The organism is Caballeronia sp. 11_S32, assembly GCF_056930355.1.
The window spans coordinates 801,034-816,172 of the sequence record NZ_JBXOWH010000001.1 but is presented as its reverse complement, the minus strand read 5'-3'; the positions used below and the strand labels follow the sequence as shown (position 1 = coordinate 816,172).

Below are 15,139 nucleotides of genomic sequence, written 5' to 3'. Positions count from 1 at the left end.
CAGAATACTAATAAATGAAAACCATGCCAAAGAGGACAGACAGCGAGGAGACCGGAATTCCCCGACCTTCTTTGCCCGGCGAGTCAGGGGCCGCGAATCACATCTCGCACCCGTGCTTGGTTCGAGGCGTGAGTTAGTCTTCTCGCGACGATGTGAATCAAGGGGCCGATGTGACAAAATCGGTCGCGAGTTTTGCATCCCGCAGGGATCTTGATATGAGGCCTCTCTCCTCCACCGTACCCATTTCCGTCGTAAATGGTTTCCTTTCGGGCGCCGACCGCGCCGCGGTCATTCGGTTGGCGGAGCATTCCGGCATTCCGCATGAATTGCTTGGCATGCCGGCCGCACGCGTCACGCAGGAGCAGTTTTCAACGCTCTACCGGCTACTCGCGATGGAGCTCGATGACGAAATGCCGGGCATCTTCGCGCGTCCGCTGCGCAACGGCACGCTCAAGTTCCTCTGTCTGAGCCTTCTCGACGCGCCACGGCTCGAGGTCGCGTTACACCGCTTCGGACAGTTCTTTCATCTGGTCCTGGACGAATTCCAGCTCGTGTCGCGCCGCGAAGGACCTTGCGCGACCGCGGAGTTCGTCGCGAACCCGCATGGGCCGCAGGCAAGCGCGCTCGCCCAGGAACTGATGCTGAAGCTCGTGCACGGCGTGGCTTCGTGGCTCATACGCGAGAAGATTCCACTGGTCGAAGCGGCGTTCCAGTTTTTGCGTCCCGCGCAGTCCGGTGATCTCCTATACCTCTTCCCGGGCCCGGTGCGTTTCGGGCGTGATCGCACGCTCATCGCCTTCGATGCGGCCTATCTCGACCGTCCCATCCGGCAGCGCAAGTCGGATCTCAACGCCTTCCTTCAGCGCGCGCCGGAGGATTGGATTTTCGTGTCCTTCACCGAAGAGATGGTGTGTCACAGAGTGCGGCAATGCATCGCCGGCGGCCTGCCGGCGACACCGACCGTCGATGCCGTCGCGCAGCAGTTGAATTACTCGGTGCGAACCCTGTGCAGGCGCCTCGAAGCCGAGGGAACGACCTTCCAGGCGATCAAGGACGAAGTGCGCCGGGACATTGCGATCCAGCGCCTCACCCGGTCCGGCGACGCCATCGCGGCGATCGCCTACGACGTCGGGTTCGACAACCCAACCGCGTTTCATCGCGCGTTTCGCCACTGGACCGGCAGCACGCCCGCGGCATACAGACATAGAACGGACGGCTGATCCGCAACGACAGCGCGATTCTTTTGGCAGGTTTTGTCAGTGAAAGGGCAGATTCCGGTATCGAAGGAATCTGGCGGCGTTGATACCATGCACCGCAACATATCAACATTTGCCGCCGCAGCGTGAACCTGCTTGGAACGCTGAGCACCAGGAGTCGTCGATGAGCTACACGCCGCCCGTCAAGGAAATGACGTTTGTCATGGAAGAACTGGCAGATATTGCAAGCATAAGCCAGCTTCCCGGTCTTGCTGATTCGAATGCGGACACCGCGCATGCCATCCTCGACGAAGGCGCGAAGCTGGCCGCCGAAGTCATTGCGCCGCTGAATGCGCCGGGCGATCAGCGTCCGAGCGAATGGCGTGACGGCGCTGTCACGGCGACGCCCGGCTTCGCCGATGCATACCGTCAGTTCACGGCAGGCGGCTGGCAAGGCATCAGCCATCCGGCGGAGTTCGGCGGACAAGGGCTGGCGAAGCTGATCGCGTCGCCGTGCATCGAGATGCTGAACGCCTCCAATCTTTCATTCGCGCTTTGCCCGCTGCTGACCGAAGGGGCCATCGAGGCGTTGCTGATCGCGGGCTCGGATGAGTTGAAGGCGCGCTATCTGCCGAAGCTGATCGAAGGGGCCTGGACCGGCACGATGAACCTGACCGAGCCGCAGGCGGGCTCCGATCTGTCGCTGGTGCGCTCGCGCGCCGAACGGCAAGGTGACGGATCGTACAAGGTGTTCGGCACCAAGATCTTCATCACCTGGGGCGAGCACGACATGGCCGAGAACATCGTCCATCTCGTGCTGGCCCGCACGCCGGATGCGCCGGAAGGCGTGAAGGGCATTTCGCTCTTTGTCGTGCCCAAGTTTCTGGTGAACGAAGACGGCAGCCTCGGCGCGCGCAACGACGTGCACTGCGTTTCGATCGAACACAAGCTCGGCATCAAGGCGAGCCCGACCGCCGTGCTCCAGTATGGCGACAACGGCGGCGCGACCGGTTACCTCGTGGGCGATGAGAACCGCGGCCTCGAGTACATGTTCATCATGATGAATGCGGCGCGCTTCGGCGTCGGTCTGCAGGGCATCGCGTTGTCCGATGCGGCTTATCAGAAGGCCGCCGCGTATGCGCAGGAACGCATCCAGAGCCGTCCCGTCGATGGTTCGGGCGCGCAAGCCGTCGCGATCATCCGGCATCCGGACGTGCGGCGCATGCTCGGCACGATGCGGGCCATGACCGAAGGCGCGCGTGCGCTGGCCTATGTCGCCGCCGCGCACGCCGATATCGCCCATCATCACGGCGATGGCGAAACTCGCGCCCGGCACCTGGCGATCAACGAATTCCTCGTGCCCATCGTGAAGGGCTGGAGCACCGAGATGGCGATCGACGTCACGAGTCTCGGCGTGCAGGTGCACGGCGGGATGGGGTTCATCGAGGAGACGGGGGCGGCGCAGTTCTATCGCGATGCACGCATCCTGTCAATCTATGAAGGCACGACGGCGATCCAGGCCAACGATCTCATCGGCCGCAAGACGCTTCGCGACGGCGGCGCGGCAGCGCGTGCGCTCCTTGCGCAGATCGACGAGACGCTCGCCGCGTTGCAGTCGGCCGACGCAGGCGATGCCGCGCGCGTATTCGAAGCGATGCACGGACGTCTGGCCGAAGGCCGCGACGCGCTCGCGAACGTCATCGCGTATGTGCTCGAATCTGGCAAGCGCGACCCGCGCGCGGTGTTTGGCGGCAGCGTGCTGTATCTGAAGCTCGCGGGCATCGTCCTGTCGGGCTGGCAGATGGCGCGCGCGCTGCTGGCCGCGCAGAGCAAGCGGGCCGATGATCCGCAGTTCTACGGGGCGAAGATCGCGACCGCGCACTGCTTCTCCGAATACGTGCTGACGCAGGCGCGCGGGCTCGAAACAGCCATTGTTTCCGCGCGCGGCGACGATCCGCTGTTCGCCTTGAGCGACGCGCAATTCTGACGCGCACGCGCATTCGTGATCAATGGAGGCAGCATGACGTCGGAAACGGCAAGCACACTCGCGCCTGAAAGCTGGATCGGGCAATACGGTCCGCGTGAATCGATGGAATATGACGTGGTGATCGTCGGCGGCGGCCCCGCCGGACTGGCTGCCGCGATTCGCCTGAAGCAGCGCGCGGCGGAGCAGGGCGTCGAGCTTGGCGTCTGCGTGCTGGAGAAAGGCTCGGAGATCGGCGCGCATATCCTGTCGGGCGCCGTCATGGACCCGCGTGCGCTCGATGAACTCGTTCCCGGCTGGAAAGAAACAGGCGCGCCGCTCGATGTCGCCGTGACCGAGGACCGCTTTCTGTTCCTGTCGGAATCGGGCGCGCGGACCGTGCCGAACTGGGCGCTGCCGGACAACTTCAAGAACCACGGCAACTACGTCATCAGCCTCGCGAACCTGACGCGCTGGCTGGGCCAGCAGGCGGAAGCGCTTGGCGTCGAGATCTTCGCGGGCTTTGCCGCGGCCGAAGTGCTCTACCACGATGACGGCTCGGTCAAGGGTGTGGCGACGGGCAACATGGGTGTGGGCCGCGACCGCCAGCCCACCGATGCCTTCCAGCTCGGCATGGAGCTTCACGCGAAGTACACGCTCTTCTGCGAAGGCGCGCGCGGGCACCTCGGGCGGCAACTGTCGGACCGCTTCGGCCTGAGCGACGGCGTCGATCCGCAGGTGTACGGCCTCGGCATCAAGGAGCTCTGGGAGATCGATCCCGCAAAGCACCAGCCCGGTCTCGTGATTCACACGGCGGGCTGGCCGCTCGACAGAGACACTTACGGCGGCTCGTTCCTCTATCACCTCGACAACAACCAGGTGATGGTCGGTTTCGTCGTGGGCCTCGGATATTCGAACCCGTATCTCTCGCCGTTCGAGGAATTTCAGCGCTACAAGACGCATCCGGCGATCCGCACGTACCTCGAAGGCGGCAAGCGCGTGTCATACGGCGCGCGTGCGATTGCGGCAGGCGGTCTGATGTCCTTGCCGAAGCTCGTGTTTCCGGGCGGCGCGCTCGTGGGCGACGATGCGGGCTTTCTCAACGCGTCGCGCATCAAGGGCTCGCATGCGGCGCTCAAGACCGGCATGCTCGCTGCCGACGCCGCATTCGACGCAGTGCGGGCCGGGCGTCGGTCCGATGAACTCGCGGCTTATCCGGAATCGTTCAGACGCTCCTGGCTGCACGAAGAACTGCACAGGGCGCGCAACTTCAAGCAATGGATGGGCAAGGGCCTCTACCTCGGCACGCTGATGGTCGGCATCGAGCAGAAGGTGCTGGGCGGAAAGGTGCCGTGGACGCTGCATCATCGGCAGGCGGATCACGAGACGCTCAAGCCCGCCGCGCAGTGCCGGCCGATCGACTATCCGAAGCCCGACGGCAAGCTGAGCTTCGACCGGCTGTCGTCCGTGTTCATTTCGAACACCAATCACGCGGAGGACCAGCCCGCGCATCTGACGCTCAGGGATGCGGACGTACCGGTCGCCGTCAATCTGCGCACCTATGCGGGGCCGGAAGCGCGTTTCTGTCCGGCGGGCGTGTACGAGTTCGTCAAGGACGATGCACAGGAAGACCGCCTGCAGATCAACGCGCAGAACTGCGTGCACTGCAAGACATGCGACATCAAGGATCCGACGCAGAACATCGTCTGGGTGACGCCGGAAGGTGGCGGCGGACCCAACTATCCGAACATGTAATCGGCGAATGCGCACAGGCGCGAACGAACAGGAGCGACTCGATGAGCGAAGCAATGCGTGAAGTAGTGGTGGTGAGCGGGGTGCGGACTGCAATCGGCGACTTCGGCGGCAGCCTCAAGGATTTCTCTCCGACCGAACTGGGCGCGAGGATCGTGCGCGAAACGCTGGAGCGTGCGAACGTCTCGGGCGATGAAGTCGGTCACGTGGTGTTCGGCAATGTCGTACATACGGAGCCGAAGGACATGTATCTCGCGCGCGTCGCGGCGATCAACGGTGGAGTCGCGCAGCACGTGCCGGCGCTGACCGTGAACCGTCTGTGCGGATCGGGCCTGCAGGCTGTCATCTCCGCCGCGCAGACGATCATGCTGGGTGACGCGGACATCGCGATCGGCGGCGGCGCCGAGTCCATGAGCCGCGCGCTGTACGCGTTGCCGGGCGCGCGATTCGGGCAGCGCATGGGCGACGGAAGGCTCGTCGACATGATGCTCGGCGCGTTGCATGACCCGTTCCAGGCGATTCATATGGGCGTGACTGCGGAGAACGTCGCGCGCAAGTACGGCATCTCCCGCGAGGCGCAGGACGCGCTCGCGCTCGAATCGCATCGGCGTGCGGCGCGCGCGATTGCGGAAGGGCGCTTTCGTGACCAGATCCTGCCGATCACCGTGCGCGCGAAGAAAGGTGAAGCCGTGTTCGACACCGACGAGCACGTGCGTCACGACGCGAGCGCCAGCGACTTCGACACCCTGAAGCCGGTGTTCGTCAAGGAGAACGGCACGGTGACGGCCGGCAATGCATCGGGCATCAACGACGCGGCGGCGGCGGTGCTGCTGATGGAGCGCGGTGCGGCCGAGCGACGCGGCGCGAAGCCGCTCGCACGGCTCGTGTCCTATGCGCATGCGGGCGTCGATCCGGCCTACATGGGCATCGGCCCGGTCCCGGCGACGCGCAAGGCGCTGGAGCGCGCCGGTCTCGACGGCGCTCAGCTCGATGTGGTCGAGGCCAACGAAGCATTCGCCGCGCAGGCGTGCGCGGTGACGAACGAGCTGGGGCTGGATCCGGCCAAGGTCAATCCGAACGGTTCGGGCATCTCGCTCGGCCATCCGGTCGGCGCGACCGGCGCGCTGATCACCGTCAAGGCGCTTTACGAACTGAAGCGTATCGGCGGCCGGTATGCGCTCGTCACGATGTGCATCGGCGGCGGTCAGGGAATCGCGGCGATTTTCGAGAACCTTCAGTGATCCACGGAGGAACAGGCATGAACATCGAATCGATTGGTGTAATCGGCGCGGGCACGATGGGCAGCGGCATCGCGCAGACCGCCGCCGTCGCAGGGCTGCGCGTCGTGATGATCGACGTCACCGACACCGCGCTCGGCAAGGGGCGCGCGGCGCTCAAGTCGAGCCTGGAGCGGCTCGTGTCCAAGGGCAAGCTCGACGCGGCGACGCAAGAGGCGGCGCTCGGGCGCATCGAGACATCGACCGATTATGCGCGGCTGGCTTCGGCCGATATCGTCATTGAAGCGGCGACCGAGAACGTCGAGCTGAAAGGACGCATTCTGAAGCAGATCGAGGCGGCCGCGCGGCCGGATGCGATCATCGCGACGAACACGTCGTCGATCTCGATCACCGCGCTCGCGGCGCAGCTCGCCGAACCGTCGCGCTTTCTCGGCATGCACTTCTTCAATCCGGTGCCGATGATGCCGCTCGTCGAGATCATTCGCGGCCTGCAAACCAGCGATGAAACGGCGGCAGCCGTGCGCGCGCTGACCGAGCGCTTCGACAAATCGCCCATTGGCGTGCGCAATTCGCCGGGTTTCGTCGTCAATCGCATTCTGGTGCCGATGATCAACGAAGCGTTTTTCGTGCTGCATGAAGGCGTGGCGAGCGCGGCGGAAATCGACGAAGGCATGAAGCTCGGCGCGAACCATCCGATCGGACCGCTCGCGCTCGCCGATCTGATCGGGTTGGACGTCTGCCTGTCCGTGATGGATGTATTCCTGAAGGATTTCGGCGACCCGAAATACCGCGCGTGTCAGTTGTTGCGCGAACTCGTCGCGGCCGGACGGCTCGGTCGCAAGACGGGGCGCGGAGTGTTCGAGTATTCCAGGTAATGGCGCGCCACTGATTCGTGCAACGCGCCTGACGAGCGGTGCGACGCGATGCTGGCCAGGTTCCTTGCTTTTATCTTGTCCGGCTCGCTCGCCTGGAAGGCCGGGCCTTGAGCGAGGACGCCGCTGCGCAACGCATCAAATGATCTTGTCGCTCATCAGTTCGATCATCTTTCCCCGAAGCCACAAGCTCGCCTGGTCCTGCTCGCTGCTGCGATGCCAGTACAAGTGCCATTCGAGTTCGGAGAGCGGAAACGGCAGATCGACCATGCGCGCGTCGTGGCGCTTCAGTAGCTGTGTGGGCGCGGTCAGCGCGAGATCGGTGCGCAAGGCGACGAGCGGCGCGACCATGTAGTGCTGCACGCGCATTTGTATGCGCCTCTGCTTGCCTAGCCGCTTAAGTTCGGCGTCGACGATCCCGCTGCCCTGACGCCGGCTCGACACCTGAATATGGCCAAGCGCGAGGTAGTCGTCCATCGTGAGTGTCTCGCCGGTGAACGGATGATCGTGGCGCAGCATGCAGGCGTACCGGTCGCGGCCGAGGCGCGTCTGATGCAACTGCGGATCGTCGATGAGCGGCACGTCGATAGCAAAGTCGATCTTGCCAGTGGCGAGCGCGGTGCTGACCTCGCTGCGCGGCGTGAAATACGACTCGACGCGCATACCCGGCGCCTGCTGTTGCAATAGCTCCCCGAGCGCCGGCAGGAGAATGGTCTCAGTCAGATCCGGCATGCTGAGACGAAAGGTGCGCTCCGACGTGGCCGGGACGAACACGTCGCCTTCGGTCGCGCTTGCCTCCAGCAATTGCAGTCCTTCACGTACCCGCCCGATGATGTTCTCCGTGAACGGCGTAGGCACCATTCCGGACGATGTGCTGACGAACAGGGGATCATCGAACGCCTTGCGCATGCGTGCGAGCGCATTGCTGACCGCGGGCTGAGTGATGAAGAGCGCCTCGGCCGCGCGGGTCAGATTGCGCTTCTCGTAGATCGACTCCAGCACGACGAACAGGTTCAGATCCAGCTTCGGTGAACGCATCTCACAGTCTCCGTTTGCCCGTCATCATAAACGGGAGGCGCTGTGAGGATGCGTACGTCTGCTTCGCTTCAGTCAGGCACAGTCACGCGGCGGCACGTTCAGATAGGCCGCCATTGCGCCGGGCCGCTCCTTGCCTTGCGCCAGTTCCATTTTCGCGATCGCCTGGAGATGAACCTCGTCCGGACCATCGGCGTAACGCAATGCGCGTCCCCAAGTCCAGTGATCGGCGAGCGGCGTGTCGGGGCTTACGCCCATCGCGCCGAATACCTGCATCGCGCGATCGCACACCGCCGTATGCACCTGCGGAATCAGCGCCTTGATCATCGAGATTTCCTTGCGCGCCGCTTTCGCGCCGACCTCGTCGAGCAGCCACGCCGTCTTGAGCACGAGCAGGCGCGCCTGGTCGATCTCGATGCGCGATCTCGCGATCCATTCGCCGATCGTGCCGTGCTGATGCAGATACTTGCCGAACGTCTTGCGCTCCTGCGCGCGCTCGATCATCAGTTCGAGCGCGAGCTCGGCCGCGCCGATCGAGCGCATGCAGTGGTGAATGCGTCCCGGTCCGAGCCGCGCCTGCGCAAGCGCGAATCCGCTGCCTTCTTCGCCGAGCAGATTCGACGCGGGCACGCGCACGTTCGTGAACGTGATCTCGCAATGTCCTTCCGGCGAGATGTGGTTCATGACCGGGATATTGCGAACGACCGTCACGCCGGGCGTGCCCGCCGGCACGAGAATCATGCTCTGCTGACGATGGCTTTCGGCATCCGGATCGGTCTTGCCCATCACGATGAACAGCTTGCAGTTCGGATGCGCGGCGTTCGTGATGAACCATTTGCGGCCATTGATCACGTAGTCGTCGCCATCGCGGCGGATGGAGGTCGTGATGTTGGTCGCGTCGGAGGAGGGCACGTCTGGCTCCGTCATCGCGAACGCGGACCGGATTCGGCCATCGAGCAGCGGCACGAGCCACGTTTCGCGCTGGACGGGCGTGGCGAACATGTGCAGCAGCTCCATGTTGCCGGTATCGGGCGCATTGCAGTTGAAGACCTCGGACGCCCACGAGACGCGGCCCATGATCTCCGCGAGCGGCGCATATTCGAGGTTGGTGAGACGCGTGCCGGGCTCGCCGTCCTTCAGGTGCGGCAGGAAGAGATTCCACAGGCCCTCTGCCTTGGCCATGGCTTTGAGATCTTCCATGAACGAGACGGGGAAGCGCCCCGCGTGCACTTCGTCGTGCCACTGACGCTGCCGCGGCACGATATGCTCGTCCATGAAACTGCGCACACGGCGCATAAGGTCTTCAACTTTCGGGCTATGTGCGAAAAACATGATGGGTTCCTTTCCCGGGGTTCGCTAGATCGTCAGGCCGCCATCGACGACGATGCATTCGCCGTTCGTATAGCTTGCCGCATCGGATACGAGGTAGAGCACGGTGCCGGCCATTTCGTCGGGTTCGCCGTGGCGGCGCAGCGGGATCGCGTTGATCCAGCGCTCGTAGATCGCCTCGTCGTCGAACAGCGCACCGGCGAACTTCGTTTTGGTGAGGCCCGGGAGAAGCGCATTCACGCGGATGCCGAACGGACCGCACTCTTTCGCGAACGCCTTCGTCATGTTGACGACGGCCGCTTTGGTGATCGAGTAGATACCTTGCATATCGCCCGGCTGGAGCGCATTGACGGAAGCCGTGTTGACGATGGCGCCGCGGCCTTGCGCCTTCATCATCTTGCCGGCTTCGACCGACATGAAAAAGTATCCGCGCAGGTTCACGTCGACGGTTTTGTTGTACGCGGCGAGGTCCGTATCGAGGATATGGCCGAAGTACGGATTGGCCGCGGCGTTGTTGACGAGGATGTCGAGACGGCCGTGCTTCTCGCGAATATGGTTGAACATGAGCGCGATATCTTCCATGCGGCCGACATGGCACGCGAACGCTTCCGCGCTGGCGCCCGATGCGCGGATACGCGCGGCGACCGATTCGCAATCGTCCACTTTGCGGCTCGACACGATGACATGTGCGCCCTGTTCGGCCAGCAGTGCCGCAATGGCCTCGCCGATGCCGCGGCTCGCGCCCGTCACGAGGGCGATTCGTCCCGAGAGGTCGAAGAGTTTCGTAGTCAATGTCGTTCCTTTTGACGGGTTGAGAAAGTTGGCACGTTACGCGAGCAGCTCCTCGGCGAGCCGGGCGAGCGGTTCGACCATGCGGCCGACCTCGTGCGCATCCGCGCTCGATGCATTGCCCTGCAACGCGCGCGCCTTCACGCCCTGAGCGATCGAGGCCAGGCGGAAGAAGCTGAATGCGAGACAGAAGTTCCAGTTGCCGATTTCGCTAAGACCGCGCAGCGCGCAGTACTGCGCGAGAATGTCCTCCTCCTCGGGGAGGCCTAGCGCAGCGCGGTCCTGACCGCGAAGCCCGGTGATGTGCCCTTTCGACGGCAGACGCAGGCACATGCAGAAGTACGCGAGGTCCGCGAGCGGATTGCCGAGCGTCGAGAGTTCCCAGTCGAGCACGGCACGCACGCGCGGTGCGTCGTCGGCAAAGATGAGGTTGTCGATGCGGAAATCGCCGTGCACGAGCGCCGGGCGCGGCGAATCGGTCTGGCAATGGCTCGGCAGCCAGTCGATGAGCGCCTCCATCGGCGGGATCCGCTCCGTTTCGGAAGCACGGTACTGCTTCGTCCAAAGCTCGACCTGTCGCTGAAAGTAGTTGCCGGGCCGGCCATAGTCGTCGAGTCCGACGCTTTCCGGAACGACATCATGGAGAGCCGCAAGTGTCGAAATGATCGACGAGTAATACTCGCGCCGCGTGTCGCGATCGACTTCGGGCAGGGCGGGGTTCCAGAAGATCCGTCCTGGCTCGTAGCTCATCACATAGAACAGGCTGCCGATGATCTCGCGGTCTTCACACAGATGCCAGACGCGTGCCACGGGAACCGGCGTTCGCCCGAGCGCGCTCAGCACGCGAAATTCGCGGTCGACTGCGTGAGCGGACTTGAGCAAAGTCCCGGGCGGCTGGCGGCGCAGGACGTAGCGGCTACCCTGTGCGTCGAGCAGCCACGTCGGGTTGGACTGGCCGCCCGCGAACTTCGTCGCTTGCAGCGGCCCGCGAAAGCCCGGGAGATGGCGTTCCAGATAAGGCGTGAGCCGATCAATGTCGAGAGACTGGCTGGATCGTTCGCTGGTCATATCGTTCGGTGCTTGACGGGTGGATCAACCGTAGGTTTGAAACGCGTGGCGTTGTGGATCGTCGAGATGCGCGACGTTGTTGAAGGCCGATAGCTGAATCGCTTCGCGGTTGAAGAAGCAATGCGTGACGCTGCTGTTGCGGACCTGCATGTTGAGTTCGATGGCCATCGCAGCAGGGGCTTGCAAGATCTGCTGTATGAACGCGCCGATCACGCCGCCGGAAGTGACCACCAGAACGCGTCGTGCGCTGCTTTGCTGAATGGCCGCCCGCGCAGCGGCCACGCGCTGCTGAAACCCGCGCCACGTTTCGGACACGCGATCATCGAGGGCGCATTCGCACCAGAGATGCAGGACCGCCCGCAATGCCTTGAAGAAATCACGCGGACTGCGTTTCGCGGTTTCGACGAGGCTTGGATCTTCATCGCGCAGGGCGCGAAAGAGGGCGTGAAAATCGTATTCGTCGAGTCCGGGGTGTATCTCACGTTCGACATTCGCACCCGGTGTGGCGAGCCGGATCGCATCGAGCGTCTGGGCGTGACGCAGCAGCGAGCCGGTCATCACCCGATCGAACCGGATGCCGTTGCGCGCGAAGTGCTCACCGAGCCAGATGCTCTGTTGCCTGCCGGTGTCCGAGAGAAGATCGTAGTTTTGGCTGCCCAGTGAAGCCTGTCCGTGCCGTACCAGAAAGAGTTCTGCCATTGCTTCTTCCGCGATTCGAGTCGTTCCGCGTAGCTTAGGGATGGCAGGGGTATTGATGAACTTTATTTTTTGAATGGATGGTCATTCACAGTGGTGATGGATCATCGCGGGCAATGGAAGGAGTCTGGTGCGGCGAAGAGCGCTGCCGGAGCAGCGATCAATGCGGTCCTGGCGACCATCGCGAAGGAAGTTGCCGCAGGAATTGCCGTTCAACGAGGCGGCCTCGGCACGTTTGGAAGTGGAAAGTGGGCAGCGAGCGGGGCAAAACCACGCGGGAGCCATGCTCGTGCATCGTCAGGTATCAGTCGCCAACCATCGCCGGGTTCACGTTCCGGCCGATGTCCGGATTCGGCAAGGTGGCCGGTTTCATCGGCGCGAACAGTTCCGGCAACTTCACGATCCGCTACAGACTCTGCGGCCGGCTTCGGCCTGAAAAGGAAGCGGGCTTGACTGAGCCGGCGCCGCCGTGCGCAACGGCGAAGAATCGATCAGGCGCTCTCTCGGTCCACGATCGTGAAGCCCGTATCGATACGCAATGCGGCGGGTGCTTGCTCCTTTCCATCGAGCCTGCGCAAGAGCGCTTCAGCGGCAAGCTTGCCGATCGCCGCGCCGTCGATCCGAACGGTCGACAGCGCCGGATGGACGTGCGCGGCAGTGCTGAGATCGCCGAAACCCATCACGGCAACTTCTCGCGGAATGCTGATCCCGCGCTTCGCCGCTTCCGCGAGCACGCCCTGCGCGAGTGTGTCGGTGCTGCACGCGATCACGTCGGGCAAGCCTTTTTCCAGCAGGCGGACAAAGCCTTCGCGCCCGGTTTGCAGGGTGGCGGGCGCGGTCAGGACTTCCATCGGCACGTTCTCCACGCCGTGCCGCTTCAGTTCCTCGACGATGCTTGCGCTTCGCCGCAAGCCGCGCGGATCGTCGGCGGACAAGACCGCGAACCGCCGATAACCCTTCTCCAGCAGATGCCGCGCGACAGCGCTCCCGACGGCCTCGTGCGAAAAGCCGATCAACATGTCGATGGGATCGTCGGTCAGATCCCAGATCTCGATGATCGGCACCTTGGTTTTGAGCAGACGGTCGCGCGTGATCGCGGAGTGGTCGGTACCCGTCAGGACGATGGCATCCGGGCGCCTTCCGAGCAATGTCTGCACGATCTGCTCCTCGCGATCGCGAAGATAGTCGGTCAGGCCGAGCAGCGTCTGGTAGCCGGAGGCGGCGAGCGTCGACATCATCGCCTGCACCATGTCCGTGAAGATCGATGTCGCGATGGTCGGCAGCAGCAGAGCGACGAGGTGACTTTTGTTCGTCGCCAATGCGCCCGCGAGCATGTTAGGGACATAACCGGTGGCCTGCACCGCATCCAGCACGCGTTGTCTCGTCTCCTCCCGCACCAGTTCGGGCCGCTTCAACGCACGCGACACGGTCATCGCCGTCACGCCCGCGAGGCGCGCGACATCCTCGAGCGTCACGCTCTCGTTCGCCTGATTCGATCGGCCAGCCGCGGGCCTGTAGCTCTCGTCCATTTCCACTCCGGTTTGATGTCCATTTTATCGGTACGGTCGAGCGGATTGCGCCCTCATTGATATAGGACATCCTATAAGTAAGACCCGGGAAAACCCGAATTTTCTGAATGTTTGCGCTAACATATTCTCCAAAGCCATGGGACATCACACAACACCGGAGACGAAAATGGAGAATGGCGTAAAGCGGGTGCGCGATTCGCTTGCGCAAGAAAGCGCGGGTGGCGGCGTCGCCGGGGCCGATAGGGCCGTCGCGGGCAGTTACGCGGGACGCAGCAAGGCGCGCTTTCTGATCGTATTCATGCTGTTCCTCGTCACGACAGTCAACTACGCCGACCGCGCGACGCTTTCCATCACAGGCTCTTCGATCCAGCAGGCACTCGGCATTTCGCCGGTCGCGATGGGGTATATCTTCTCGTCGTTCGCGTGGGCGTATGTGATCGCGCAAATTCCGGGCGGCTGGCTGCTCGACCGCTTCGGCTCGAAGCGCGTGTACGCATGCAGCATCTTCTTCTGGTCGGTCCTGACGGCGCTTCAAGGCTTCGTCGCGGGCTTGCCGGTCGCGGTGGCGATCGTCACGCTCTTCGCGCTGCGCTTTCTCGTCGGCGCGGCGGAAGCGCCGGCCTTTCCGGGCAATTCGCGCCTGACGGCCACGTGGTTCCCTACAGCCGAACGCGGCACGGCATCGGCCATCTTCAATTCGTCGCAATATTTCGCGGCGGTGCTGTTCACCCCGATCATGGGCTGGATCACGCACACCTACGGCTGGCCGTATGTGTTCTTCGCGATGGGTGCGCTGGGCATCGTGCTCACCGGCGTCTGGCTGAAGAGCATCTATGCGCCGCGCGAACATCCGCTCGCGAACGACGCCGAAGTCCGCTTCATCGCCGATAACGGCGCAATGGTCGACCTCGAAGACAAGCAGATCGCGAAGGAGCGCCGCGCCGCGAAGGCGAGTTCGAAGGACGGCGCGCATGGCCGCAAGGTCTTCGCGCAACTGCTCAAGAGCCGCATGATGCTCGGCGTGTTCATCGCGCAATACTGCATTACGACGCTCACGTACTTCTTCCTGACCTGGTTCCCGATCTATCTCGTGCAGGAACGCCATATGTCGATCCTGAAGGCGGGCTTCGTCGCGTCGATTCCGGCGATCGCGGGTTTTCTCGGCGGCGTGCTCGGCGGCGTCATCTCCGACCGGCTGATGAAGCGCGGCTTCTCGACGTCCACCGCGCGCAAGGTGCCGATCGTCGTCGGCCTGCTGCTGTCGACCTGCATGATCGTGTGCAACTACGTCGATAATCAGTGGCTCGTGGTGGGCATCATGGCCGCGGCGTTCTTCGGCAAGGGTATCGGCGCGCTCGGCTGGGCCGTCGTCTCCGATACGGCGCCGAAGCAGGCGAGCGGACTGTGCGCGGCGCTCTTCAACACCTTCGGCAATACGGCGGGCATCACGACGCCGATCGTCATCGGCTATCTCGTGCAGGGCACGGGCTCGTTCGCGTCGGCGCTCGTGTTCGTGAGCGCGAATGCGCTGATCGCGATCGTCTGCTATCTGTTCGTCGTCGGCAAGATTCAGCGCTTCGAACTGGCCGAATGACGCACGCACGACTTCGACTCTCGCCGCACGCGCTTTACGTGGAAGCTCAAGGCGCCGTCTGATTCATATGACGCGCGC

12 protein-coding genes are annotated in these 15,139 nt (G+C 63.5%); 6 read left to right on the top strand and 6 right to left on the bottom strand.

What is annotated here, in order from left to right:
* Positions 1–215 precede the first annotated feature (215 nt).
* The 5 genes from AC1Z32_RS03790 (at position 216) to AC1Z32_RS03770 (ending at position 7,024) form a co-directional block, all read left to right on the top strand.
* Positions 216–1,220: an AraC family transcriptional regulator gene (locus AC1Z32_RS03790; protein ID WP_483477362.1), complete on the top strand. Its 1,005-nt coding sequence runs from the start codon at positions 216–218 to the stop codon at positions 1,218–1,220.
* A gap of 160 nt (positions 1,221–1,380) precedes the next feature.
* A complete protein-coding gene (locus AC1Z32_RS03785; protein WP_483477361.1) occupies positions 1,381–3,183 on the top strand; it encodes an acyl-CoA dehydrogenase in 1,803 nt (600 codons plus the stop codon).
* A 33-nt stretch (positions 3,184–3,216) separates the two neighbouring features.
* On the top strand, positions 3,217–4,914 hold the full coding sequence (locus AC1Z32_RS03780; RefSeq protein ID WP_483477360.1) for an electron transfer flavoprotein-ubiquinone oxidoreductase: 1,698 nt from the start codon (positions 3,217–3,219) through the stop codon (positions 4,912–4,914).
* Positions 4,915–4,955: 41 nt separating this feature from the next.
* On the top strand, positions 4,956–6,152 hold the full coding sequence (gene bktB / locus AC1Z32_RS03775) for a beta-ketothiolase BktB (RefSeq protein WP_483477359.1): 1,197 nt from the start codon (positions 4,956–4,958) through the stop codon (positions 6,150–6,152).
* Between the two features lie 17 nt (positions 6,153–6,169).
* The gene (locus tag AC1Z32_RS03770; protein WP_483477358.1) at positions 6,170–7,024 is read left to right on the top strand and encodes a 3-hydroxybutyryl-CoA dehydrogenase; all 855 of its coding nucleotides are present in this window, start codon (positions 6,170–6,172) and stop codon (positions 7,022–7,024) included.
* A gap of 135 nt (positions 7,025–7,159) precedes the next feature.
* On the opposite strand, the gene AC1Z32_RS03765 is transcribed toward AC1Z32_RS03770, so the two are convergent.
* The 6 genes from AC1Z32_RS03765 to AC1Z32_RS03740 form a co-directional block, all read right to left on the bottom strand.
* On the bottom strand, positions 7,160–8,059 hold the full coding sequence (locus tag AC1Z32_RS03765; RefSeq protein ID WP_483477357.1) for a LysR family transcriptional regulator: 900 nt from the start codon (positions 8,057–8,059) through the stop codon (positions 7,160–7,162).
* 72 nt (positions 8,060–8,131) lie between these two features.
* The gene (locus AC1Z32_RS03760; RefSeq protein WP_483477356.1) at positions 8,132–9,388 is read right to left on the bottom strand and encodes an acyl-CoA dehydrogenase family protein; all 1,257 of its coding nucleotides are present in this window, start codon (positions 9,386–9,388) and stop codon (positions 8,132–8,134) included.
* 24 nt (positions 9,389–9,412) lie between these two features.
* The gene (locus AC1Z32_RS03755) at positions 9,413–10,177 is read right to left on the bottom strand and encodes an SDR family oxidoreductase (protein ID WP_483477355.1); all 765 of its coding nucleotides are present in this window, start codon (positions 10,175–10,177) and stop codon (positions 9,413–9,415) included.
* 36 nt (positions 10,178–10,213) lie between these two features.
* Entirely contained in the window at positions 10,214–11,242 is a 1,029-nt protein-coding gene (locus tag AC1Z32_RS03750) for a phosphotransferase family protein (protein WP_483477354.1), read from the bottom strand.
* A 24-nt stretch (positions 11,243–11,266) separates the two neighbouring features.
* Entirely contained in the window at positions 11,267–11,941 is a 675-nt protein-coding gene (locus AC1Z32_RS03745) for a histidine phosphatase family protein (RefSeq protein WP_483477353.1), read from the bottom strand.
* Positions 11,942–12,429: 488 nt separating this feature from the next.
* Positions 12,430–13,467, bottom strand: a complete 1,038-nt coding sequence (locus AC1Z32_RS03740; RefSeq protein WP_483477352.1) for a LacI family DNA-binding transcriptional regulator — start codon at positions 13,465–13,467, stop codon at positions 12,430–12,432.
* A 166-nt stretch (positions 13,468–13,633) separates the two neighbouring features.
* Here AC1Z32_RS03740 and AC1Z32_RS03735 point away from each other — a divergent pair, with 166 nt between their 5' ends.
* The gene (locus AC1Z32_RS03735) at positions 13,634–15,061 is read left to right on the top strand and encodes an MFS transporter (protein ID WP_483477351.1); all 1,428 of its coding nucleotides are present in this window, start codon (positions 13,634–13,636) and stop codon (positions 15,059–15,061) included.
* Positions 15,062–15,139 lie beyond the last annotated feature (78 nt).